This window comes from Rouxiella sp. Mn2063 (assembly GCF_049319665.1).
Classification (GTDB): Bacteria; Pseudomonadota; Gammaproteobacteria; order Enterobacterales; family Enterobacteriaceae; genus JBMOUD01.
On record NZ_JBMOUD010000002.1, the window covers coordinates 272534 to 297169 of the forward strand.

The 24636-nt window shown below is 49.4% G+C and carries 23 protein-coding genes and 1 pseudogene; 17 read left to right on the forward strand and 7 right to left on the reverse strand.

Annotated elements, in window-relative coordinates; all coding sequences use genetic code 11:
- Positions 1 to 24: 24 nt before the first annotated feature.
- Positions 25 to 1524 carry an inorganic phosphate transporter PitA gene (gene pitA, locus ACL9RG_RS04630; protein WP_422791418.1) on the reverse strand — a complete coding sequence of 500 codons (1500 nt, stop codon included), beginning with the start codon at positions 1522 to 1524 and terminating at the stop codon, positions 25 to 27.
- Between the two features lie 334 nt (positions 1525 to 1858).
- Here pitA and ACL9RG_RS04635 point away from each other — a divergent pair, with 334 nt between their 5' ends.
- The 4 genes from ACL9RG_RS04635 to ACL9RG_RS04650 all read left to right on the forward strand — a co-directional run bounded on the left by ACL9RG_RS04635 (position 1859) and on the right by ACL9RG_RS04650 (position 5179).
- Positions 1859 to 3052 carry an NAD(P)/FAD-dependent oxidoreductase gene (locus ACL9RG_RS04635; protein ID WP_422791419.1) on the forward strand — a complete coding sequence of 398 codons (1194 nt, stop codon included), beginning with the start codon at positions 1859 to 1861 and terminating at the stop codon, positions 3050 to 3052.
- Between the two features lie 206 nt (positions 3053 to 3258).
- Positions 3259 to 4179 (forward strand): peptidoglycan-binding protein, encoded by a 921-nt coding sequence (locus tag ACL9RG_RS04640; RefSeq protein ID WP_422791420.1) that lies wholly within the window; start codon positions 3259 to 3261, stop codon positions 4177 to 4179.
- Positions 4176 to 4625 carry a lysozyme inhibitor LprI family protein gene (locus tag ACL9RG_RS04645; RefSeq protein WP_422791421.1) on the forward strand — a complete coding sequence of 150 codons (450 nt, stop codon included), beginning with the start codon at positions 4176 to 4178 and terminating at the stop codon, positions 4623 to 4625. The genes ACL9RG_RS04640 and ACL9RG_RS04645 overlap by 4 nt, the downstream gene beginning before the upstream one ends.
- Before the next feature lie 176 nt (positions 4626 to 4801).
- A complete protein-coding gene (locus tag ACL9RG_RS04650) occupies positions 4802 to 5179 on the forward strand; it encodes a hypothetical protein (RefSeq protein WP_422791422.1) in 378 nt (125 codons plus the stop codon).
- Here the strand turns inward: ACL9RG_RS04650 and ACL9RG_RS04655 are convergent.
- Together ACL9RG_RS04655 and ACL9RG_RS04660 are read right to left on the reverse strand one after the other, a co-directional pair.
- A pseudogene (locus tag ACL9RG_RS04655) lies at positions 5115 to 6003 on the reverse strand (DMT family transporter). The gene ACL9RG_RS04650 and the pseudogene ACL9RG_RS04655 overlap by 65 nt on opposite strands.
- Positions 6004 to 6502: 499 nt before the next feature.
- Positions 6503 to 7411, reverse strand: coding sequence for a LysR family transcriptional regulator (locus ACL9RG_RS04660; protein WP_422791423.1), 909 nt, complete (start codon positions 7409 to 7411; stop codon positions 6503 to 6505).
- 101 nt (positions 7412 to 7512) lie between these two features.
- On the opposite strand from ACL9RG_RS04660, the gene ACL9RG_RS04665 reads away from it, so the two are divergent.
- From ACL9RG_RS04665 to ACL9RG_RS04675, 3 genes are all read left to right on the forward strand, one after another.
- Complete coding sequence (locus tag ACL9RG_RS04665) at positions 7513 to 8106, forward strand: NAD(P)H oxidoreductase (protein ID WP_422791424.1); 594 nt, start codon at positions 7513 to 7515, stop codon at positions 8104 to 8106.
- A gap of 288 nt (positions 8107 to 8394) precedes the next feature.
- Positions 8395 to 9654 carry a purine-cytosine permease family protein gene (locus tag ACL9RG_RS04670; RefSeq protein WP_422791425.1) on the forward strand — a complete coding sequence of 420 codons (1260 nt, stop codon included), beginning with the start codon at positions 8395 to 8397 and terminating at the stop codon, positions 9652 to 9654.
- Positions 9641 to 10555 carry a polysaccharide deacetylase family protein gene (locus ACL9RG_RS04675; RefSeq protein WP_422791426.1) on the forward strand — a complete coding sequence of 305 codons (915 nt, stop codon included), beginning with the start codon at positions 9641 to 9643 and terminating at the stop codon, positions 10553 to 10555. The genes ACL9RG_RS04670 and ACL9RG_RS04675 overlap by 14 nt, the downstream gene beginning before the upstream one ends.
- 157 nt (positions 10556 to 10712) lie before the next feature.
- Here ACL9RG_RS04675 and ACL9RG_RS04680 read toward each other — a convergent pair whose 3' ends face one another.
- Complete coding sequence (locus tag ACL9RG_RS04680) at positions 10713 to 11885, reverse strand: alpha/beta fold hydrolase (RefSeq protein WP_422791427.1); 1173 nt, start codon at positions 11883 to 11885, stop codon at positions 10713 to 10715.
- Positions 11886 to 12148: 263 nt separating this feature from the next.
- On the opposite strand from ACL9RG_RS04680, the gene ACL9RG_RS04685 reads away from it, so the two are divergent.
- The 7 genes from ACL9RG_RS04685 to ACL9RG_RS04715 all read left to right on the forward strand — a co-directional run bounded on the left by ACL9RG_RS04685 (position 12149) and on the right by ACL9RG_RS04715 (position 16835).
- Entirely contained in the window at positions 12149 to 12649 is a 501-nt protein-coding gene (locus tag ACL9RG_RS04685; protein ID WP_422791428.1) for a winged helix-turn-helix transcriptional regulator, read from the forward strand.
- Between the two features lie 58 nt (positions 12650 to 12707).
- Complete coding sequence (locus ACL9RG_RS04690; protein WP_422791429.1) at positions 12708 to 13652, forward strand: 2-dehydropantoate 2-reductase; 945 nt, start codon at positions 12708 to 12710, stop codon at positions 13650 to 13652.
- 169 nt (positions 13653 to 13821) lie between these two features.
- Complete coding sequence (gene mdlD / locus ACL9RG_RS04695; RefSeq protein ID WP_422791430.1) at positions 13822 to 15132, forward strand: NAD(P)-dependent benzaldehyde dehydrogenase MdlD; 1311 nt, start codon at positions 13822 to 13824, stop codon at positions 15130 to 15132.
- Between the two features lie 273 nt (positions 15133 to 15405).
- Complete coding sequence (locus tag ACL9RG_RS04700) at positions 15406 to 15588, forward strand: type II toxin-antitoxin system HicA family toxin (RefSeq protein WP_422791431.1); 183 nt, start codon at positions 15406 to 15408, stop codon at positions 15586 to 15588.
- Between the two features lie 51 nt (positions 15589 to 15639).
- Positions 15640 to 16071, forward strand: coding sequence for a hypothetical protein (locus ACL9RG_RS04705; protein ID WP_422791432.1), 432 nt, complete (start codon positions 15640 to 15642; stop codon positions 16069 to 16071).
- A 128-nt stretch (positions 16072 to 16199) separates the two neighbouring features.
- Positions 16200 to 16517, forward strand: coding sequence for a type II toxin-antitoxin system RelE/ParE family toxin (locus ACL9RG_RS04710; protein ID WP_422791433.1), 318 nt, complete (start codon positions 16200 to 16202; stop codon positions 16515 to 16517).
- A gap of 3 nt (positions 16518 to 16520) precedes the next feature.
- On the forward strand, positions 16521 to 16835 hold the full coding sequence (locus ACL9RG_RS04715; protein ID WP_422791434.1) for an addiction module antidote protein: 315 nt from the start codon (positions 16521 to 16523) through the stop codon (positions 16833 to 16835).
- A 1-nt stretch (position 16836) separates the two neighbouring features.
- On the opposite strand, the gene ACL9RG_RS04720 is transcribed toward ACL9RG_RS04715, so the two are convergent.
- A complete protein-coding gene (locus ACL9RG_RS04720; protein WP_422791435.1) occupies positions 16837 to 17376 on the reverse strand; it encodes a GNAT family N-acetyltransferase in 540 nt (179 codons plus the stop codon).
- Positions 17377 to 17572: 196 nt separating this feature from the next.
- Between ACL9RG_RS04720 and ACL9RG_RS04725 the strand changes: the two genes are divergently transcribed.
- The 3 genes from ACL9RG_RS04725 to ACL9RG_RS04735 all read left to right on the forward strand — a co-directional run bounded on the left by ACL9RG_RS04725 (position 17573) and on the right by ACL9RG_RS04735 (position 19590).
- On the forward strand, positions 17573 to 18055 hold the full coding sequence (locus ACL9RG_RS04725; protein ID WP_422791436.1) for a RidA family protein: 483 nt from the start codon (positions 17573 to 17575) through the stop codon (positions 18053 to 18055).
- Between the two features lie 217 nt (positions 18056 to 18272).
- Entirely contained in the window at positions 18273 to 18818 is a 546-nt protein-coding gene (locus ACL9RG_RS04730; protein WP_422791437.1) for an NADPH-dependent FMN reductase, read from the forward strand.
- 439 nt (positions 18819 to 19257) lie between these two features.
- On the forward strand, positions 19258 to 19590 hold the full coding sequence (locus ACL9RG_RS04735) for a SymE family type I addiction module toxin (RefSeq protein WP_422791438.1): 333 nt from the start codon (positions 19258 to 19260) through the stop codon (positions 19588 to 19590).
- Between the two features lie 663 nt (positions 19591 to 20253).
- Here ACL9RG_RS04735 and ACL9RG_RS04740 read toward each other — a convergent pair.
- Both ACL9RG_RS04740 and ACL9RG_RS04745 read right to left on the reverse strand, forming a co-directional pair.
- Positions 20254 to 23889 (reverse strand): transporter substrate-binding domain-containing protein, encoded by a 3636-nt coding sequence (locus tag ACL9RG_RS04740; protein WP_422791439.1) that lies wholly within the window; start codon positions 23887 to 23889, stop codon positions 20254 to 20256.
- Between the two features lie 27 nt (positions 23890 to 23916).
- Positions 23917 to 24540 (reverse strand): response regulator, encoded by a 624-nt coding sequence (locus ACL9RG_RS04745; RefSeq protein ID WP_422791440.1) that lies wholly within the window; start codon positions 24538 to 24540, stop codon positions 23917 to 23919.
- Positions 24541 to 24636 lie beyond the last annotated feature (96 nt).

Below are 24636 nucleotides of genomic sequence, written 5' to 3' on the forward strand. Positions count from 1 at the left end.
CCGCAAAACTAAACCGGTTTCAAATTAAATCAGTTTCAGCGCAACCCAGTACAGCGCACCAGAAAGAATAATGGATACTGGCAACGTGAGCAGCCAAGCCATCATAATATTCTTCACCGTTTTACCCTGCACACCGCCACCGTCTACTAACATCGTGCCTGCAACCGCAGAAGAGAGCACATGCGTGGTGGAGACTGGCATGCCGGTGTAGCTGGCAACGCCAATGGAGACGGCTGCGGTCATCTGCGCCGACAATCCTTGTGCGTAGGTCATGCCTTTCTTACCGATTTTTTCACCGATAGTCGTGGCAACGCGTTTCCAGCCGATCATCGTACCTAAAGCCAACGCCAGAGCGACGGCGACGATAATCCAGATTGGTGCGTATTCAACGGTTTGCAACAAATCCCCGCGTAAGTCTTTCAGGAAACGCTTATCTTGCGATGTGGTTTCACTCAATGCAGCGGTTTTGTCAGCAGTTTCGGTGACACACATTAGCAGGCGGCGCATATGGCTGCGTTCTTCCGGTGCTAAGTCATTGTAGCTTTGCAAATTGGTCAACAGCGCTTGTGCGCGGCCAAGTGCTTCCATCATCCGTTTCGGGTCACAATGGAACTCGGTTGGGGTTGATGTTGCATTGGCATCCGGTGCTGGCACCAGCGGTGTCAACGCCACGACATGCGAGAGCGCATCGCCATGTTGCTGATAATACTGTTGCAAATGCGTGACTGCGTCGCGGGTACGGCTAATATCGTAACCGGTGGCATTCATATTCAGCACAAAGCCTGCTGGTGCTACGCCAATCAGTACCAGCATGATCAAGCCAATGCCTTTCTGACCGTCGTTCGCACCGTGTGAGAAGCTCACGCCGATAGCAGAAAGAATCAGAGCAATACGTGTCCAGAATGGGGGTTTCTTTTTACCATCACTCTTTTCACGTTCAGCCGGTGTGAAGTGGATCCGTTGACGTTTTTTAGTGCCACTCCAGTAACGGCGCAGCAAAAAGATCATCGTCCCGGCGATTGCCAATCCCACCAGTGGGGAGACAATTAACGACAGGAAGATATTGATCATCTTCGGAATATTCAGCGCATCGACCACTGAAGTGTGCGTGACTAACGCATTGGTTAACCCAACACCGATAATCGCGCCAATCAGCGTGTGTGAGCTGGAAGCCGGTAAACCAAAATACCAGGTTCCCAGGTTCCAGATGATCGCTGCCAGCAGCATGGAAAAGACCATAGCCAAGCCGTGAGCAGAGCCCACATTAAGCAACAGATCGGTTGGAAGAAGGTGAACGATGGCATACGCGACACTTAAGCCGCCGAGCATGACACCCAGGAAGTTAAATACGCCCGACATTACGACCGCGAGTTGCGAGCGCATTGCGCGAGTATAAATAACGGTAGCTACTGCGTTAGCCGTATCATGGAAGCCATTGATAGCTTCGTAGAACAGCACAAACAGTAACGCGAGAATCAACAACAGGCCGGTATGGAAATCCAACCCGGCGAATAAATGCAGCATAATTGTTACGCCAGTTTGTGGTCATGAACGCTGCGCATTATCAGCGAGAACATGGCGCGGGGAAAAGCAAAATATGACATTTTTTTGGCAAAGAATGGCTAGATAGCGAGATTTTGGACACTAATAATTTGAAAACTTATTGATTTAATGTGCTTTTTTATTTGAAATATATAGTTACATTTATGGCGAAGTTGTTTGCTTACTGGTTTATAAGAGGGCGACAGCATACAATCAGCGCGCTTTTTCTGGCGTTAATCGCCCAAAAGACAAAATCGCCTACAGACTTCAGCTAGAAGAATGACGGGGAAGTATCGCTTTAATCAGAGAGGTTGCTGTGGAACAGTTTGATGTTGTTGTCGTTGGCGCAGGTGCCGCTGGAATGTTTTGTGCTGCACAGGCCGGTCAGGGCGGTTGCCGAGTTCTGCTGCTCGACAATGGTAAAAAACTGGGCCGCAAAATTCTGATGTCCGGCGGCGGACGCTGTAACTTCACCAACTTAACGGCTGAACCGGCGGCTTATCTGTCGGCCAATCCGCATTTCTGCAAATCAGCGTTGGCGCGTTATACCCAGTGGAATTTTATCGATCTGGTCAATCGCTACAAGATTGCCTGGCATGAAAAAACGCTCGGTCAGTTATTTTGCGATGATTCCGCGCAGCAAATTGTGTCTATGCTGGAGCAAGAATGCCAGCTGGGCAACGTCACTATTCGCCTGCGTAGTGAGATAAGCAGCGTCGAAAAGACCGATCAAGGCTTTACTATTCAACTAAATGGAATGAGTGTGAGTGCTCGCTCACTTGTTGTTGCCAGCGGTGGACTATCGATGCCGGGATTAGGCGCTTCGCCTTGGGGATATCGCTTGGCGGAACAGTTTGGCCTGAAAGTCTTGCCAACTCGCGCCGGTCTTGTGCCTTTCACCCTGCATAAGCCGCTGTTAGAGCATTTACAGACCCTTTCTGGTGTGTCTGTTCCTGCGGTACTCACCGCCGAAGACGGCACGGTATTCCGCGAAAGCATCCTCTTTACCCATCGCGGCTTATCTGGTCCCGCAGTATTACAACTTTCTAGTTACTGGCAACCTGGCGAGTTTGTGAGCGTTAACTTACTTCCTGACACAGATTTGGCGGGCTTCCTAAATCAACAACGCGCTGACCATCCGAATCAAAGCCTGAAAAATACGTTAGCGATGTTACTGCCGAAACGCTTGGTCGAATGCCTGCAAACCTTAGAACAGTTGCCAGACGTCACGCTTAAACAACTTAACCCACCGCAGCAGGCGGCCTTGGTCGAACAACTGCAAGCGTGGCAAGTCCAGCCAAACGGCACCGAAGGCTATCGCACTGCTGAAGTTACCCTAGGCGGCGTCGACACCCGCGAGCTCTCCTCCAAAACTATGGGCGCAACCAAAGTACCGGGTCTGTATTTTATTGGCGAAGTGGTCGACGTGACCGGCTGGCTCGGAGGTTACAACTTCCAATGGGCATGGAGCTCGGCATGGGCTTGCGCACAGGCGTTGGTGAAGGGGTAGGTTTGCATGCTGTTTGGGGATGAGGAGAACATATCAAAAGCAGGCAATGACAGGCTCTGATATAGAGTAGGCAATAAACCCTCTTTTTATTGCCTACTCTATTTTTATACACAATCACAGTTCATGTTAATTCAAAAATGACGAGATAAAACTAAATAACCATTAAAACGCATTGGGCATTCATCTTTATTCATAAGGAAACAATAATGTCTCATCGCAGGCCTCTTGGTCCGCATATTTTCCGCCTTTCCTCATCAGTAGGATCCTGCGGAATCAACAATCCTGATGAAGTTAAAGCCGTTCAAAACTTGATCACTAATGCAGGATACTTGCAGGCAACAGGGCGAACGTTGGTGGTGAATGGGCATTGTGATATTGCCACGACGGAGGCAATCCGCTGGTATCAGCGTCTTTTAAATATGTCACCGAATGGTCTGATTCAACCTACAGACACGTGGTTTATGCTGGCTCTTAATGACGCTGCTGCTTCCCATTTCCATCCTAAAAATAGCGGCGGGCCTCTCATTGTTCATCAGGGACAGCTCACATTCGATGCTGAGGGAGTGGACTATATTACTGCTGTAGAGCCATTTCGCCAGCGTCGTTACCCCAATTTTTCACGAATATTACAATGGCCTCCCACAAGTTCGTCCGGGGTGACACTTGGTCGAGGTTACGATATGGGAAACCGTAGCACCGGAGAAATTTTTGCCACGCTCAGACAAGCAGGTATTGAGGAATACAAAGCGGTAATATGTTCAAAAGCGGCTCACCTTAAAGGACACCAGGCGGAGCAGTTTGTAAAAGTCTATGGCCCCTTAGTTGGCGAAATTAGCCATCAGCAACAAATCCGACTTTTTGAACTTGCTTACCAAATAAAGCTTAATGAGGCGCGGAATTTGTATGTACGTGTTACCTCCCATATTCAAGGGGCACCTGCCTGGGAGTCGTTAGAACAGAAAATTCGGGATGTGATAATCGATATTTTCTATCAAGGTGTGCACAATGCCAAAGCGCTTTTCCAGGCTGCTATTAATGGACGAGTTGCTTTGATCGCTCATATCAGAAGCTCCTCTGTCTATATGTCATTTGAAAGCCATAGACACAGAATAAGGTATCTCCAGTGAAAAAAATTCTCATCATCTTTGGTTCTCTGCTTACCCCTCTGGCTGCTCATGCTGAGCTTTCAGCTGGACCGGAGCGTGACGCTTGTTTCAAGCAAAATAAGGATATTCCGTCAGCATATAATTGCCTCGCGGCTAAAAAAGACGCCAGCAGTAAAAAATTAGATGCGCTCATAGATGAGACGGTTAAGCGGATAAAAGCGAACAATGTTGGGCCATTTAATGGCAAAGAAGAGAATTCGGAAACCGCCGGAGATGTATATAGCCAGCGCTTCCTGAATGCGCAAAAAAGCTGGAAAGGCTATCGAGATGAACTCTGTCTGTCGGTTGCTACTGAGCTAGATGAGGACGCCGATGATTATCAGTCGTACATAGACCAGTGCAAGATAAACCTGAACAAAAATCACACTAATGAAATCGCCCAAATGGGATTACCACCCGTCAACTAAGGTGTGGGATGTTCCCGAATCATGATTTTGCCGATTGATATTGTACGGGGTGCGCAGTTGGTTCAGCACCCCGTATAGAGAAGCAGAATAATAGGCCGCACTCCTTCTGGGGTGCGCAATTGCGTTGTATGATTTCTCCCTCGCCGCGCCACTTCCCCATTTCCACGCCCATTTGGATGTCAGCACTCGGGCATCATCAGCGTTACGATTATCATGGTCCGAACGATTTGCCAGACTATCGCTGGCCGGGTGGCAAGCGACTGGCGGTCTATGTGGCAATGAACCTGGAGCACTTTTCTTTTGGCTGCCAGGAAGGGGCCCAATTGGCGCCCGTGGCTAATAAACTCGATGTGCTTAATTATTCCTGGCGCGATTATGGCAATCGCGTCGGCGGTTGGCATTTGGCCGATCTCTTCCAACGGCTGGGGCTACCGGCCAGCGTTATCTGCAATACCTCAATTCTGGATTACTGTCCAAATGTTGCTTTGCTCACTGGGTTTTCCCTGGACTGGCTATCATCCACACGGCAATACCAACAATCATTGCGCCGATAATAAACCCTTTAGTTATGGTTTCACCCAAGGCGATATATCCCCAGAGTACGCTAAAGGGCGGGATAAGAAAGGTGACCGTCAGTGAGCGTAAAGGGCCAATATCAGCAATCAACCTAAAATAAAGAATATACGCCAGTGCGGTACAGATAACGCCGAGGGCAATGACACTCACCCACACATCAATCTGAACGCTATCGGTCACCGTCTCTGTACTCATTGACCAGACAAAGAAAGGCAGAAGAAATAGCGTGGCGCCTATCTGGCTGCCAAAGGCGACCATTTTGGGATCAAGGCCACCGCGGTCAGATATCCATAGACGAGTGAGATAGCCTGCTACGCCGTAACATCCTGTTGCTATCAGGCAAGCCATGATGCCGTACATCATACCGCTGGCAGAATTTATCTCTCCGATAGTGGTGATGACAACGATCCCCACTAATCCCAATATCACCCCCCCCCCATTTTCTGGCGGTTAATTTCTCACTAAAAAAAGCAAATCCTATGAGCGCGCCCATTAACGGTGTCGTGGCATTGAGTATGGCTGAATATCCTGCGGGTAACCATTTGGCGGCTAAGCAGTACATCAGAAATGGCAATCCTGAATTGATTACCCCTAGAATTAATGATGACTTAAATTTATTCTCGAAACGAAATGAAGACCTAATAATGCAAAGAATAACACCAAGGCCGATGAACCCAAAAAAGACTCTAAAAAATGCAGTGTTAACGGCACCCAATTGAGGCGCTGCAATTCTCATGAAAATAAAACTCGCCCCCCAGATAGCGGCAAGAAGAAATAACCTTAAGTAATCTGAAGTGCGCATGTTTAGGCCTCTTTATACCCGTCATACTTGAAGCTGCTTCTGCGTTGGCTACATTACTCGGCCCATCCATGGGCCTCACCCCGTTGGGGCCGCTGCAAGCAGCGTTCAAATCTGCTCCTGGCAGATTTGTCACTTACCCGAATCACTTACCAGTGTAAGCTCATCGGGATGCGTTCCCTTGCCGCCTTGATGCAACTCCAATTATTTTGGGTATATATATTTTTTAAGGGATGACTATTATCACGTGTTGCGAATGCCTGACGCTAAATTAGGATATCTACAATTGGCTAAAACATTACTCGGTTTCTTGCTTTTTTATTCAATTATGTCATTCACTCCTCATTTGAGGCCGTCGAATGCTGAGTGCTGATGCCACTGGTCCACTTTTTATAAAGCAGGAGAACTCGCTGTGGGGCCGATATACCTGTTTGCAGCCAAGGTGTCCTTCCTGTGGTGTTGTTAACCGTCAGTCAAATAACATTGTCAGTCCAGCCTGCTATTACACTGCCAACGTTGCCTGTGATGGTGTCGTTTTAATGTAATCAATAAATGCGCGTAAGCTACAAGACATATAACGGTTACGCGGGTAATAGAGTTGCAGGCTTGGGCGCTCTGGCAGCCAGGCTTCCAGCACAGAGATAAGTTTGCCACTCTCGATATATGACCTGGCCTGTTCGTAGTTGAGGTAACCTATTCCTGCATCATGCAACACGGCTTCTAAGGCTGAATCCATATCATCCGTAATGATGTTCCCCGAAGGAGCAATCGACAGCTTCCCTTCTGGACCTTCAAATTCCCAAAGATAAGGTCGGCCACTTTTGAACCGCAACACGATGCTTTGGTGAGCACTCAATTCACTCGGATGATGCGGCGGCGCATAGCGCGTGAAGTAATCAGGTGTCGCCACTACGGCAATTTTTATCTTCGGGCCAATCGGTACGGCGATCATGTCATTTTCAAGGGCGGTGCTCAGACGTATCCCCGCATCAAACTCCTGCTGCACGATGTCGATCATCTGATCATCGGTGGTGATTTCGACTTTAATATCAGGATATTGACGGGTAAACCCTGCGACAATCGGTACTAATACTAAGCGTGAAAATAGAGGTGCCGTATTGATTTTCAGTGTCCCCATCGGCGTATTACGGAAGTCATTGACCTCATCAAGCATGGTGTCTATTTCATCAAACGCAGGGCGTAAACGTGTATACAGATTAAGCCCGGCTTCCGTCAGTGAGACACTGCGTGTGGTGCGATTAAACACCTGAATTTTCAACCGTAGCTCTAACTGCTTGATGGCATGGCTAATGGCTGAAGCCGATAGCCCCAACTCATCTCCCGCGGCGCGAAAGCTTTTGTGACGTGCTACGGCAATGAAAGCGGCAAAATCGGTATATTTCAATCGCATTAGTGAAAATCCTTCAGTAACCCATCTCGATAACTACGTTTAACAAAACTATCTCCTGTTTGTACAGTAATAGCTATGTCATAGCAAACAGAGATAACTAAATGAAAACAGAGAAATTATATATTGTTTGGGCCCACCCGCGCGCAGATTCACTGACCGCAAATGTGGTGAAGGAAATACATGACCAGGCCGTCAGCCAAGGCATTAATGTCGCCAGTCTCGACCTGTATCGCAGCAATTTTGAGTCGGTGCTTAGCATCGATGATGAGCCAGATTGGCATAATGCTGCAAAACAATACTCACCCGATATTCACCGCTTGTTTGCCGAACTCGATGCTCACGATACCGTGGTGATGGTCTTCCCGGTGTGGTGGTTCAGCTTCCCGGCAATCATGAAAGGCTATTTGGACCGTGTCTGGACTAATGGCCTGGCTTATGGTGAAGGGAGCACGCTGAAGGGGAAAAAATTCCGCTATGTGGCCTTGGCCGGCGGGACAGAGTCAGGATTTAGAAAGTACGGCTGGGAAAAAAATATGACCGATTACGCCATCGGTATGATGAGCTATCTGGGTGTCGATGATACCAAAATTGATTTCCTTTATAACACCATCGGTTTAGAGGAGGAAATTAGCGAAGGCCATTATCAACAACTGTTCGCTCAGGCGCGCGGCATCATCAGTGAATTGGCGAACTAATGCTTTTTCAGGCGCGGTGGGTGACGCTGCGCCTTCCTGTGAGATAAAAATGAAAAGAGAAGAGGACATGGTATTCCCTATTACAGCGCAATCCTTCTCTGCCGCCCCATTCTTACGCCCATTTTCAGTGCGGCCGGTCATGACGATACGTCATTGATGGGCTTATGAAGTATCCCGATACCCTATTTTACAGTGAGTATCCCTGTTTTACCGTTACCAAACCCTATTTTACAACTGGCATAAGAGTTGCTTCGCTCCTGATATATAGCCCGTTCCGGAGTGATAATAATGTCTAACACCAATAATGAGTATGAGCACCAGCCGGTGCCCGCATCTGCAAGAAAAAGCCTCTTCTCCGTCGCCGTCGTGTGGTCGGGTTTTCCGATGGTGATGGTCGGTGCCTTTGTTGGTGCACAAATTGTGACCAGTTTGGGTTTTTTGAAAGGCATGCTGGCGATTGTGTTAGGCAATATTGTGCTGGCGACCTATGTTGCCTGCCTGAGCGCGCTGGCGGCGAAAGATGGTAAAACCTTTGCTTTCAGCTGCCAGAGTATCTTCGGCAATGTCGGTGCCAAGGTGATTGCGGTGTTTCTGGCGGGCTTGGTTGTTGGCTGGTTTGCGGTGCAGACCGGCTTAGCCGGACATGGCCTGAATACTTTACTCGGTTTGCCGCTTGCTTGGTCTGTGGCGGTGATTGGTGCGGTGTTTACCACGCTCTCCATGGCCGGAATGAAGATGCTCAAGCCGATCAGCATCATCTCGATTACGTTATTTATTATCACTGGCATCATCAGCCTGGTGCTGAATTTCCAGCATCATCAATGGGGTGAAATTCTCAATTATCAGCCCGCAGGTGGCCACAGTCTGGCGTTGGGGATTGGTGTCACTATGGCGATTTCCGTGTTTGTCGATTCCGGCACGCTGACCGCTGACTTTACCCGTTGGTCGAAGACGCCAACGCAGGCGGTAATCGCCTCATTGTGTGCTTTCCCTTGCGCCAATATTTTACCGATGTTGTTAGGTGGGCTAGTTGCCGCCAGCGGCGAGGCAGTTGATGGTGATTTTGCCCATTTATTGCTGAATTTAGGGCCGGTGTTCGGCGTATTCGCCGCGATATTCTTTGTCATCAACTGCGCTTCTGTCGCGATGCACGGTTTATATAACGCCGCGGCGGGCTGGAGCGCCGTATTGCCGCTGACGTTTCGTCAATTAGTGGTCATTTTGGGGATTATCGGCACCTTGCTGGCGCTGGCCGGGATCACCAATTGGCTGGTGAGCTGGTTGAGCCTGCTAGGAATAGTGGTGCCGGGGATCGGCGGGGCGATTATTGGCTGGATGGTTGCCGGTCAGCAACGCTTTACGCCTTATCGACTGCTGGCAGGATGGGGTTTCTCGATTATCTGTAGCAGCATTGCTTCACTGCACGCCCCGGAATATTCTGTGGCGGTGGTCTCTATTATTTCTGCATTTATCTTCTGTGTGGTTAGCCTGTCTGTGGCACCCAAAACAATTTATCGCGCCAAAGGGGCAGCTAATGACAGCATCTAACTGGATGTCAGCACTCGGACATCATCAGCGTTACGATTATCATGGTCCGCAGGACTTGCCAGATTACCGCTGGCCGGGTGGCAAGCGACTGGCGGTCTATGTGGCAATGAACCTGGAGCACTTTTCTTTTGGCTGCTCGGAAGGGGCCAAACTGGCACCTGTGGCCAATAAACTTGATGTGCTCAATTACTCATGGCGCGATTATGGCAATCGCGTCGGCGGTTGGCATTTGGCAGATCTCTTCCAACGGCTGGGGCTACCGGCCAGCGTGATCTGCAATACCTCGATTCTGGATTACTGCCCGCAGCTGCTTGACCATTGGATGAGCGGCGATGGCAGTGAATTGATTGCCCACGGCCATACTAACTCAGAGCGTCAGGGCGAGCTTGATGTGCAGGCAGAAAACGAGATGATCGCCATGTGTCAGCAGCGATTAAGCGCCTATGCGGGTAAACCAATCGATGGCTGGCTGTCGCCGTGGATCTCCGAGAGTACAGAGACACCGGATTTACTCAAACAGAATGGCTTTAGTTATAACCTCAACTGGGCACATGACGATCGCCCAATGTCATTCGCTACCCGCCACGGTGATTTGCTTTCCGTGCCTTATCCGCAGGAAATTAATGATATTCCGACCATTATTCCCAACGGCGCATCGGCAGAACTGTTCAGTCAGATGATACTGGATCAATTGGCGGAACTGCTTGAAAGAAGTGAGGAACAAACGTTGGTAATGGGCATTGCGCTGCATCCTTATATCGTCGGCCAGCCCTTCCGTTTCCATCATCTGAAAAAAGCGCTAGCGACATTAGCCGAACAACAAGACCGTTTCTGGCTCACTACGCCGGGCGCCATTGCCCGTCATCACCAACAGCAGACAGGGATGACGGCGCAATGTTAATGAGGCATTTAAAAATCTACTGAGGAAAAAGAAGTCTTGGTCAGTTGCTCAGAGAGTTGCCATAAACGCATTGCTATCTTAGCGTCCTGCGCAATAGCAAAGATCAGGCAGGCGAGTGTCGACTGCCCTGTTGAGCACACGGCTTTAATCAAGAGAGTTAGCCGTTGGTTGAAGAGGGCTTATCACCAAGCCATTGCATAAAATCGGCAACGTGCGATGCCCATAGGTCAGGGCGGGTCATCGTGAAATGTCCTGGAGAAGTGGACGTTCCTGCCTGCACCACATAACGTCCTTGCTTGAGGGTTGGCACCGTTCTTTCGAGTACGCCTAATCGGTCTGGGTTGAACTCATCATCCGAGAAGTTCAGGGCGAAGAGTTTGGTCTTGATTTTGGACAGCTGCGGCTCTGGATCATAGCTAAATGATGACTTGAGTGAATACAGCACATCGTTAGCATCAACGTGGTCAGCGGCAACCTGATTGAACGCGAGGAATTTATCGGCAGCCGCGCTATCAGGGATCGTATTTTGCAGATCTTCTGCACTATCAATCATCATTCGTAGCACGTTGTAGCCGAGAACCCAGCCGTGCGGTGTTTGCGTGTAATCGCCATTTTTCCATTGTGGATCGCTGCGGATGGAATCAATAACCATCCGTCGCCATAACAAATTGCGCCCGGATACTTTCGTCGGTAATGAAACCACCGGCATGACGCCATCCATCATAGTTGGATAGGCTTCGGCCCATTGCCACGCGTTCATCCCTCCCATAGACATTCCGAGAATGGCATGGAGATGTTTAATTCCTAAGGTTTCTGTTACCAATTTATGTTGAATATCAACCATATCGCCATAGTCGTAATTGGGGAATTTGGCTTTTAGTCCATCGCTTGGTTGGCTTGATTGTCCGTGGCCAACGCTATCGGGAAATATTAGGTAATAGCGGGTTGAATCAAGGGGACGACCAGGGCCAAACAGAGCCTTGGTAAAGGTTGGACTGAGTAAAGCTCGGCTATCGGCCCCGGTCCAATGGAGCACCAATACCGCATTATCAATATCGCCTTGTGCGTTGCGATGCGGTGTTCCTAACGTCGCATAATGGATCTTCAAGCGGTTGAGTGTCTCACCATCTCGGAATTTATAATTATTGAACCAGACATCAGCCTGAACCGCGGCTGGGTTAATTTGTCGATCCCAAGGGGCGGACGGTTGAGCCTGAGCCGTTGGGTTGGACGACGTCGCCTGGGCCAAGGCTGCATCTGAGAATAGAGAACCTGAAAGTAGAAGGCCGATCACTACGCTGATTGTTGTGCGAACACGCTTATGCTTCATGACAATTTCCTAGAATAATTAGGGAGACGAGATGCATTGCATCTCGTTTACGGCGACGACCTTCCGAAGACGTGCCGGGAGAAAGACAGATTTTCTACTCATCATCCACGCTTGAGACTTGCCTGATCGGCAAGTGACTCTTATAATAAGAGTGACATAAAAAATGATCAAGAGGTGTTCATCACATCGTCGTTTCTCGTCAAGCTGGTGACTTCGGCGATACACTGCCGTGCAAAGAATGATGGTGAAAACTAAGGAAAAACATGCGTTCTAAAGGCTTTGAAGGTATGACCTGCTCGGTGGCGAGCGTCATGGGCGCGTTGGGCGATAGATGGGGCGCGCTCATTATGCGCGACCTGTTTCTTGGGCTGACGCGTTATGACGATTTGCGCCGTTCTAGCGGGGTGACGAATGCCACGCTCTCCGACCGACTCAAGATGCTTGAGGAGCAAGGGTTACTTGCGCGGCAACAGTATCAATCTCGCCCCGATCGTTACGAGTATGTGCTGACCGAAAGGGGGCGAGATACCGGATTAGTGCTGCTGGCGATGTTGCAAGTCGGTAATAAATGGAATCTTGCTGGGCTTGAAGGGCCGCCGCTGCATAGTGTTGATGGACACTCAGGACATCGGGTGAAAGTGGCATTAGTCGATGTAGAAACGGGGCAAGAGATCAACCCGAAAGACGTGATGGTTGAGCTTGGCGCAGGGGCTGATGAATTAACCCGATGGCGCTCTGCTGGACGAGTGAGAAAAACGGCATAGCAGGCTAGAAAACTGATGCTCGGCTCTGTCGCTTATCTCGATAAATAATCAGGAGACAATGATGAGAATACTGGTTGTAGGTGCGGGTGCGATTGGTGGCTATTATGGCGCAAGATTGATTCAGGCCGGTGCTGAGGTCACTTTTTTGGTGAGAGCTAAACGCGCTGAATGGCTCGCCTTGAACGGGTTGAGCGTTAGCAGCGGATTAGGCGATTTCAGCGGGCCGGTAAAGACCGTATTACGTGACGCACTCAAGCCGGAATATGACCTGATTCTCTTGAGCTGCAAGACCTATGATCTGCCCTCGGCGATGGATGACATTGCTGCTGCCGTTGGCCCCTCTACGGGGATCATCCCTTTTCTTAATGGCCTGTCTGCCTATGACCAACTTGACGCACGCTTTGGCCGCGATCGGGTGCTGGGGGGCATCGCATATATTGCCACCATGCTGAGTGAGACAGGGGAAATCCGCCATTTTGGCCGTGATGATATGCTGGTGATTGGCACCAGATCGGCGGCAACGGCGCCTCTGGCAGCAGATTTTCATACGCTTTTAACGACAACACCTGGCGCACGTTTACTTTCTCCTAACGTCACGCAGGCGTTGTGGAATAAATGGGTCATGTTGGCAACAGGTGCGCTGATGAATTGCCTGATGCGCGGCACTATCGGCGATATTCTTGCGACGCAGGAAGGTGAGAATTTGATCAAACAGGCCCTGGCAGAGAGTCTTGCCGTGGCGGCCGCCGAGGGCAATCCACTGTCGTCTGAAGATGTTGCCAAGATTGAAGGGCGTTTACTCGATCCCCAATCGACATGGGCAGCATCAATGATGCGCGATATTGCACAAAATGCACCGCGTTTAGAAGCTGACGCTATCATTGGCGACATGATCATACGCGCTAAACATCATGGCATTGGCGTTCCACTTTATCGAGCCGCGTATTGCCATCTGCAAGTCTATGCGCACCAACGCAGCGCAGTCTCTGGCGTTGAAGCGTGATCGCCTGATCTGCGGCTGTAACGGATAAATATGTGGTCACGCTCATTCCGCTGACCACATTCATTAGCTCCGGCTAGCATTATTACTTTTCAATTCCGCCCATATCCGCAATTCTAGCTCTCTCTCGGCAACTATAATCATTATCCCATCCTCAGACAGGGCCGCCATCATGTTAAAAACGGACAATTCGACCATTCAGCAGATTTTTGAAAAACAGCAGCAGTTCTTCAAAAGTGAAGCCACTAAAGACCTTGCCTTTCGCAAAGACAATCTACAGAAGTTGAAGCAGTCGATCCTCGACCATCGGGATATCCTCTATACCGCGTTGGATAGCGATTTGGGCAAATCCAAAGAGCTGGTGGATCGCACAGAAATCGGGCGAGTTATCTCGGAAATCGACTTTACGCTGGAACACCTGGATGAGTGGGTGATTCCTGAAAAGGTGCCGACGCACCATGAAGCGACATTTACCGAGGCGTTTATTGAGCATGAAGCCTTCGGTGTTAGCTACATCATTGGCCCGTTCAACTACCCGATAAACTTAGTCTTTTCCCCACTGATTGGTGCCATTGCCGGCGGGAACACCGCCATTATTAAACCCTCAGAATCGGTGCCTGAAACCGCGCTGGCTATCGAGAAAATCATTCGTGCCGTGTTTGACGATAACTACATTGCGGTAATTCAGGGCGGGCGTGAAGAAAACGAATACCTGCTCAGTTTACCGTTTGATTTTATCTTCTTCACCGGCAGCCCGGCGGTGGGGAAAATTGTGATGGCGGCGGCGGCTAAACATTTGACGCCGGTGATCCTTGAGCTGGGCGGCAAGTCGCCATTTATTGTTTTGCCCGATGCTAATTTGGACAGAGCCGTTGAGATGCTGACCTTTGGTCGCTTCTCTAACAGCGGACAAACGTGCATCGCACCGGATTACGTTTTGGTTCACGAAAACGTGAAAGAGGCGCTGCTCAGCAAACTGGTTGAGCGTATTAAAACCGCCATTCCGCATGTGGATTCGATTGGCAAACTGGTGTCTGGCAAACAGGTAGAAAGACTGACCACCATGCTAGCGCAAACGCAGGGTAACGTTGTTTACGGCGGCGAAGCCAACGTGGCGACGCGCCATATGCAAGCGACCGTGGTGGATAACGTCGATTGGCAGGATTCACTGATGCGTGAAGAGTTATTTGGCCCGGTGTTGCCGGTGATCGGCTTCACTGATATCGAGTCGGTGATTGCAGGCATTAATCAGCATCACCCTAAGCCGCTGGCAGCTTATGTCTTCACTAGCGATATTGAGCAAGGCCGCAAAATCACCACTCGTATTCCATCCGGTGACGCCATCGTCAATGGCGTGATGCAACAAGTTGTCTCACCTTATCTGCCGTTTGGCGGGATCGGCGGTTCAGGCATGGGCGAATACCACGGCCATTATAGCTATCTGGCGTTTACTCATCGTAAATCGGTGGTGATTAATAAGTAGTGTTTTTCTCCTCTTAGCCATACTCGTAAAGCCACCGATTGGGTGGCTTTCTCTTTTTAGTGCTCATAAAAATCTGCCTTTTTCGACAGCGCATCCAGAATTTCACGACTGGGCTAGACAGTGCAAAGCGTACAGAGAAAATAAAGCGCTTGGATATTTTGCACGCAAAATACCAGGCGAGGATATAAAACGAATAAGTTTAAAAAATAAACTTATATGTTGCGTTTATTATCTTATTTGTTATTTTGTCAGCACTGAACAAGGAGACGCTTTGTGAAGTACAGCGAGTTCAGACGATGGTTGCAAAAACAGGGAGCTGAGTTTGAAACCGCTCCTGGTGGAGGCAGCCACCAAAAAGTCACCCTTGATGGGGTGCATTCTGTGTTTCCAGATCATGGTTCAAAAGAGATGCCTGAGCCACTCAGAAAAAAGATCATGAAGGATTTGGGGCGATAAAATCTTGTGCGCAAATCCATATTGGTTCTCAAGATAAACAAGGAGTAAGACATGTTTAACTATGCGGTGAAATTACAGCACGATGAAGATACCGACGCTTATATTGTTTCCTGCCGAGACCTGCCGTTGATGAATTCTGTTGGCTATTCTATCGATGAAGCTTTACTTGAAGCCGTCGATGGCATTGTTACTGCACTGTCTATCGAGATTGGTGAGCGCCGTCCTATTCCCGCTGCTAGCACGCCAGTTGAAGGGGAACATAGTGTTATCCTTCCTGTGCTCGTGGTGATGAAAGCTGCATTGCATAATGCCATGATTGAAACGGGCACACGTAAAGCCGAGTTGGCGAGAAAACTCGGGCAGAAAGCCCCGCAGATCGACAGGCTATTAGATGTGGAACACTCATCAAAAGTGGAAACCGTCGAGCTTGCCCTCCATCATTTGAATCGACGCGTTGAGCTGAGCATCGCGCGGGATATTTAGGTTTTATTCGCCAGTGCTCAGAGTGACCAAAGGGATTAGGGCATTTATTCACCTCTATAAAGGACTATGTTGTAGCTTTTAAGATAAAGTGATATTGCGGTGTTGTATTTTATAAGCTACTTTCATCTATGAAAACGATCAGGCACTACCTCACCCCGAATGGTCGCGATCTATATATGGCGTTTTTTAAAGCGCTACGAGATCCAATAGCGAAAGCGAAGATTGCTTCAAGAGTTAACCGGCTTGGTGCGGAAAATTATGGCGATCATAAGCCTTGTCGTGAAGGCGTATGGGAGCTGCGGATTGACCAAGGGGCTGGGTACCGGGTTTATTACAGCTTGGTTGATGGCGAAGTCGTATTGCTTCTTTTTGGCGGCGACAAACGTACTCAACGTGCCGATATAGATGAGGCAGTAACCTGCCTGAAGGATTACTTAGCGAGGTGATATATGTCTAAATCCCGTTTGCATGACGATGCCATGGTTGAGTTATTACGCGAAGATCCAGGCTTTGCCAAAGCCTATCTCCAACAGGCATTTGTAGATATTGATGAAGACGGTGGTCAGGAGGCCTTTTTAATGGCGCTGCGTCACGTTGTTGAAGCGCGTGGCGGCATGGCAACCATCGCCCAACGTGCTGGCCTCTCAAGAGAGACGCTTTATAGAACATTATCGCCAGCCGGAAACCCAACGCTTAAAACACTACGCAGCGTATTTGCCGCTACAGGTTTTCAATTTTCGCATTTAGCGGTGCCGAGCGAATAACCTAGCCGCGTTTAAAGATCCGCGCCGCCGTTCCCTGATACTCGGTATCAGTGTGCGCTACAAAACCGCATTTCTCTGCCAGACGAATAGAAGACTGGTGCTCTGGATCGATAATGCAGCACAGCGGGCGAGTGAGGTGTGTATCGGCCCAGTTAATCACCGCCTGAGCAGCTTCAAAGGCGTAACCTTTGCCATGAAAATCAGGTGAAAGCACCCAGCCCATTTCCCCCATTCCAGCTAGCGACGGGGTTATTTGGCGTTGGTAATCGGCAATACCGATTTCGCCGATAAAGGGGGCTGATTCGTCGCTGCCTGTTAATGGTTTCACCACCACCGCCCAATAGCCAAAACCCAGCATCTGCCAGTGTCCGGGATAGCGTAATAACCGGCCCCAACTGGCCTCGCGGCTTGATGGCGTGCCACCGATATATCTCACCACGCGTTCATCGGCCCATAATGCGGCCTCGGCGTCAAAATCAGCCGCGCAGTGGCCGCGCAAAATCAAGCGTTCGGTTTCAATCAAAGGAGCAGCAGTAAACATCGATTTACTCTCACGACAAAAGGATAAGAGGTAATTTATCACTGCCCAGTCAGAGAACATAATCAAAGCCCTGAGTATAAAAAATTACAATATAAAACCGCCCTTTATGCTGGCTTCAGGTTATTTTGTTGGAGAGAAAATATGCCATATCAACAGTGCTATCACGCTTAAATAGCCGCTTAATAAGGAGAATACGATGTCGAATGTTTATCAGCGTCTGTCCGAACAAGGCTTGGTATTACCGCCGGAGCTCGTACCGCCACCGGGTGTGGTTTTTCCTTTTGAGGCGGTAAGAGTGGTGGGGCATCGGGTTTATATCTCCGGTCACGGTCCGCAAAACCCAGATGGCTCTTTATATGCATATCGTGGCAAAGTCGGACGTGAAGTCACAGAGCAGCAAGCCTATGAGGCAGCGCGGCTGACGGCGTTATCTATTCTTGGCAGTTTGCATCGAGAATTGGGTGACCTCAATCGTATTGTGGCGTGGAACCGCGTATTTGGCATGGTCAATGCGGCACCGGGTTTTAACCGTATGCCAGCGGTAATTAATGGTTTTTCTGACGTGATTTTAAGTGCCTTTGGTCCCTATATTGGTGCGCACAGTCGTTCAGCCGTTGGGTTGGCAGAATTACCTTTTGATATTGCAGTAGAAGTTGAAGCCGAAGTGGAGATCCACTGATCGAGAGCCCTGCTGATAGTTCTGTCAGTAGGGAGCCAACTAAATAATACGATGACCATAATCGCCACATCTTTATTCCCTCTCTATGGCTATATTATTGCGATAGAGAGGTGATTTTTATTAGTTTTAATAGATTTCCCAGCCTTAAAGGCGATGTATTAATACATTACGATCTTCTTATATATTGTTTTTAATATCAAAACGCTCGAGGAGTGTTATGCATTTTCAGGTGATTATCGGTAGCGTTCGCCAAGGGCGCATTGGGCCGCAGATCGCACAGTGGGTAACGGAAATCATCAGCAGCAGCGAACTCCATACCTGTGAAGTGATCGACCTGCTTGATTGGCCGCTGCCAATGAACGATGAGCCACAGCTTCCGGCAACCGGGCAATATCTTCAGCCGCATAGCCAGGCATGGAGCCAGAAAATTAGCGAAGGTGATGGCTATGTTTTCCTCTTTCCGCAATATAACTGGGGCTATCCGGCCGCGTTAAAAAACGCTATCGACCATCTATATCATGAGTGGAAAGGTAAACCGGCTATTCTGGTGAGCTACGCCAATCGTGGCGGCGGTAAAGCGGCGGCACAATTACGGCAAGTTCTGACCGGAATCGACATGATCCCATTAGAAACCGCGCTAGAAATTAAACTTTCTGAGGTAGAGTTTTTAGACAATGGGCAGATTGCATCTTGTGAAGAAAGCCTCAAAAAATATATACCGCAGTTAGTTGCTGCTCTTAAGGAAAGTATAGTCGCTACATAACAATGGCTGCCTGACGTGTGGGCCAGTGAGTTGCCACGGGCAGGTGGTGTTATCGGCAGCACATCAGGCGTTCAGTTGGGAGCGCGCCGAGGATTTCACGCCGCAGTTGGATACCTTTATTAAGCGGGTGTTGCAACTGGCGTAGAGAACGGTTTTTGCGAGTAGATTAAGTCGCCAAGGATGGCTCCTCTCTTTTTTATTTTCCTTTGTGTAAATATCCATTTTTAGTTATTTGTTTATTTTTGGGTGTTGTTTTGCGGTTTTTATTCAACGCATGATGTGTTGCATATATTTTTTCGGGGCGCGTACGCATCTATTTCTTTTGTAGTTTTAGTTTTTATTTATTTCGGCATAGTATCGGCGGGGTAATTAGCGCGAAATTGAGGTGTTAGCAGCACCTCAATTTCGCTAACCAAACCAACTAAACGAGGTAGTTAATATGGCTAAGGCTGAGTGTAATGTTATTTCGCGTCCCATCCAAGCGTTGCGTCATTGTGTTGTGGGTTACGTTCCAGATTCTTATCAGCACCCGCAGATCACAATTAAAGGCAAATGGTTACGTGAGGTCGGTTTTAATACCGGTATGGAATTAAATGTCCGCGTTATGGACGGCTGTTTAGTGGTCACCGCCGAGCAAATGAGACCGGCAGATACTGAGTTACAACGCAGTTTAAAAACCGCCAATCAACTGTCAGATACAAGCCAACATGAGCTGGCGCAAATTATTCATGGCTTAATGTTAAAAGAGAAGCTATTACCCAAAACGGCGTAATATACCCAAAATAATTGGCGTTGCCTCAAGGCGGCAAGGGAACGAATCCCGATGAGCTTACTCTGGTAAGTGATTCGGGTAAGTGAGCGCAGCCAACACAGAAGCAACGCCAAGTATGACGGGTATAAATAAAAACAGCGCCTCGACATAAAAGGGGCGCAATGCTATTCCGCTTCCAGACGGTGATATGAATTCAACCGTTAATCTTATTCTGGCAATTAGCCCTGTTCTGGCAGTTGACCTTATCCGGGCAGTTGACCTTGTTCTGGCAGTTGACCTTCAATAGCGCATCTTGTCGGCCAAGCGAATGGCGTTGGCTAGGGGAAATCCGCCAAGGACGGCGGATTTAGGTTGAGCCGGGAAGGGACGCCCGTCTCAGCCGACCCGATAAGCTAAGCGCAGGCGTTGGGTGCAGGGGCTTTCGCCGAAAAGCCCTTGCCGGTCGCGTTCGGCAACGCTGACATATTGCAATGTATTCATAAGCGGCCGAACTTGCACAGCACCAACATAAATATCTTCCTTGACCTTAACAGCGTATTCTTGTCGCCCACAAGTTAATCACTGTCGTAGCGGCTTGCCCGCCGGAGCGCCCCTAGGCGGACGATACCCGTGTATCTCGATATTGAAGCGTCGATCTCCCACATGACTGACCAAGCCAGTTATTTAAAATGACGCTTTTCCTGCCAGATAATCACTAATCGCCTGATCCAACTCTCCAAGTTCCTGCTGCAACTGCACAAAATCCGTCTCGATTTCATCTGCGTCTGGCACGTCACTCGCGTCGATTGCATCCCGCACATTATCCTCCATCATGCCCGCCAACTCGCCAATACTCTCAGCACCAATAATCTGCGCGGCACCACTCAATTTATGCACCACCGCCGTAAAGGCAGCCCAATCCCGATGGGCGAATGCGGCGCTGGCAAGCGCCAGATCCTGACGGTTCTCCTCCTGCGTTTGGCGCAACATCTGCTGTAACAGACTTTCATTATTCATCGCCAACTCATACACCTCGGCGAAATGAATCAATGTCTCCAGTGGCGGTGCGGTGAATAGCCCGGCTGCCAATCGCGTTAGTGCATCATTGAGCGGCTTCATACGAAGCGGCTTAAAGAAACATTCATCCATGCCAGCCGCCAGACAGGCATCGCGCTCCTGCGCCTGTGCATTGGCGGTCAGCCCCCAAATGGCTACCGCTCTACCGGTCTGGCGAACGGCACGCGTCAGCGCGATACCGTCCATCACTGGCATATGGCAATCGGTAATAATCAAATCCACCTGTTCCTGCTGCCAGCGCTGATAGGCAAGTTCACCATTCACGGCTTCAATCACCTCATGACCCAGTGCTTCAAGTTGACGGCGCAGCAACAGCCGGTTGGTGGTGTGATCATCGACAATTAAAATGCGTAAGGCACGCTGACCATTCTGGGTATCTCGATTGAGGATGTCAGGTTGATTGGCTGCCGGTCTAATGGGAACCTCGAACGTGACGATCACCCGTGTACCGCGGCCCGACTCGCTATCAAACTGGTAACTGCCGCCCATCAACTGAATAATCTCGGCGCTGATCACCAACCCAAGGCCGCTGCCCATCTGTTTTTTACCCGCCTCCAACTGACTGAACGGCACAAACAGCTTGCTGCGGTCTTCCTCACTGATACCCACGCCGGTATCGTGAATAATCACCTCTATTTTTGCCCGGTCGGCGGATAGGCGCTCGCCCGAAAGTTGAATACCGACCGTTCCCTGAGTCGTGAACTTTACCGCGTTGCTTAAATAGTTATTCAGCACTTGCTTGAGCCGCTGTGCGTCGAGCCAAACATCAAACTCGTTGCTCAGTGTGTTCTGCCAGCTCAGGGCCAAACCTTTCTGTTTAACCAACCCTTCAAAGATATGTACCACCGAAGCACACACTTGCCCCGGCTGGACCCATTGTGGCGATAAATCCAGATTACCGGATTCGATTTTTGCCACATCTAATACATCGCCAATCAACTCAATTAACGACTGCGCCGAGGTATAAGCTAATCGTAGCGCTTCGCCGTCCGGCGTATCTGCGGTGCGGCTGCTTTCTGCCAACTCCAGCAGGCCAATAATGGCGCTTACCGGCGTGCGAATTTCGTGGCTCATGGTCGCCAGAAAACTGCCTTTGGCCCTGCTGGCCTGCTCTGCATTGTCTTTCTCTGCCGAGACTTCCAACAGCAGCGCTTCATGGGCGGTAATATCCTGCCAGCCGCAAATCAAACGATCGATGCTGCCTCTTTTGTTATTAAACACCTTGGTCCAGTGCGCAATAATGCGGTTCTCTGTGCCGTTAAATAAGGTGAAACGTTGATGAGGCCGATCTTCTGCTCCCGCGCTTTGTTGTAATAACGGTTGCAACGTCGGTAGCAGCGGCGACAACGGGTGTCGCTGATCAAATAGCGGTAGCGCCATATTTTCTGGCGGTACTACTTTAAAGAAATGATTAAAGGCTTGGTTTTGGCTGATCACCTTGCCATGACGATCGATGACATAAATCGGTGTCGGGGAACCGTTAAGCAAGGCATCGCGGAAGTTAAGCTGCAACAACAATGCATCCTGCGCTTTCTGCTTCACTTTCATCGCCCGACGCAGCCAGAAGGCCCATAGCAACGTACTGAGCACCAGCACGCCCGCCAAGGCGAACATCACATAATATTGTGTGCTGTACATCTTCCAGGTTTCTAGCGGCACTTCCGGGCTGCCTTGCCACTTATTAAATATTTTGGCGTAAGCGCGTGGCGGAATATCGGCCAGCGTCTTATTGAGAATACTTTCTAGCTCACGCTGATCTTTGCTGACGGCAAAACTGACCGTATCGGTTTGATCACCCACGCGGGCGGCAATTTTTAACTGACCGGGGAAGTAGCGGTCAATCATAAAACTGGCACCGGTCTGCACGTGGATGGCGGCATCAGCCTTGCCTTCTTGCACCAGTTTCATAGCCAGACTGGCGTTAGCGGTTTCGATCCACTGAATGTTAGGGTATTTTTTGGCGTATTGTTCCTGTACCAAATTATCCTGTGCCACCGCTACGCGCATCGTGCCGCCTAATTCGCTCGGCGCTTCGGGTGTATTGCGCACCACCAACACAAAAGGGGCGAACAGATAGGGGCGGGTAAAGGTCATTTTATCGGCCCGCGATTGGCTAAAACTCATGGCGGCGATCATCTCGCCCTGGTGTGACGTTAAGGCATCGGTCATCCCGCCAACATGGTCCTCTGCGACCATCTCAAATTGAATACCGGTACGTAATGAAACCAGGTGCAACACATCAAGGCTGATACCATGAAAACCGCCATTCGCGTCGCGCATGCTGATCGGCGCGTAGAATGGATTGGCGATCACTTTCACCACCGGATGTTCTTTGATCCAGGCTTGTTCCGGTTCGCTTAAGCGTACCGACTGATGCAGAAAGAAAAAGTCCGCGCCCAAAAACCATGAGTTAATGATGGCATCCTGCTGCAATGGCGTCATCGCGGCCAGCACGGTATTGACCGAACGCAGTAGTACTTCGTCATCGCGACGCATTATGAAACGTGCCCCGGCATCCAGTGCCGGAGATACCGACAGCACTGACAGACTGTTGCTGTAGTTGCGATCGATAAAGAAGCTGACGTTGGCCATATTGCCGAGCATATAGTCGTAATGGCGATAAGCCAGCGCGGAGATGGTGCTTTGGCTGGATGGGAAACGAGTGATTTCAGCCTGCGGATACAACTGTTTGATCTGCTGATCTGAGAGGTAATCCTTGGCAACGACCAGACTAAAAGGTTTACCCGGCTGAGGTAAATGCATGCCATTGGCTTCTTTGGCAACCAGCGCAGGGTGATTGGGCAGATAGCTTTGACTGGCCGCATAACGCTGAGTGTCTATATCTGGTGAACCATGGTCGTCAATCATCATATCAGCTTCGCCAGAGGAGACGGCCATCAGCGCCGCCATCCGGCTATCAAAACGCAATATTTTTGGCTGTACGCCAAGCTGGCGGCTGATGATATTCAGATAGTCGGCAGAGATCCCTTCAAACGTCGCAGGCGCGACCACGATATCCATCGGCTGATTTTGTGGCTCCCAGGTAGCAACGGTGATCTCTTTTTTTAGCCCCAGCCATCTCCAGTCTTCACCTGAAAGATGAAAGGTCAGATCCGGTTGAGCTTGACGGCTATAGAGCATTAAGGATTGGCCGGTTTCCGCTGCCTGGCTAGTTGCCGCGTAAGCCGCACCATTGACCAAGGTAGATAGCGTCAGCAATAGGATAAAGAGGTGTCTTAACATGAGAGGTTCGCCTGGTAACGAATAACGTCAGGAAATCTGGTTACGTCGCACAAAGTCGAGTAATTCAGTGCGTGTTTTCAGCCCCAGTTTGTCCATTAATCGGCTCTTATAGGTACTGATGGTTTTATTGCTGATTTTCATTCGGGTGGCGATGGTGATCACTTCCATACCCTGCGCCAGATATTGCAATACCTGAAACTCGCGAGCAGAGAGGCTTTTAATTCGATCCGCGTCTCCAGCACTGTCTTGCAATAACTCGGTGCTGTTGTTTCTTAAAGGAAAATAGCCATAACCGTTTTTTACCGCTTCAATAGCAATATTTAAATCCGACAGATTATTCTTCTTACTGATAAAACCGTTGGCACCCACTCTGGCACTGCGCTGGGCATAATAATCCGCATTCTTACCGCTCATGACGATAGCCGGGGTGAAATTACGTTGGTCGCGTAATGTATTAATCACCTCAAGGCCGTCGATATTATTAATATCAATGTCGATAATTAACACATCCGGCTTAAGCTGCGCCATTAAAGGCAACACTTCATTACCATCGGCAGTTTCACCCACCACCTCATGGCCATTTTTTTCTAATAGAAAACGTATCGCCGTGCGGGCAAGAGGATGATCATCAACGATTAGAAATCGGCTCATTATTCTTCCAAAATTAAAAATATCAGGCCGTTCAGTCAAAATAAACAAACAGCCAACATAAGATTATTCGTATCTTAATTAGCCAGTCATCACAGG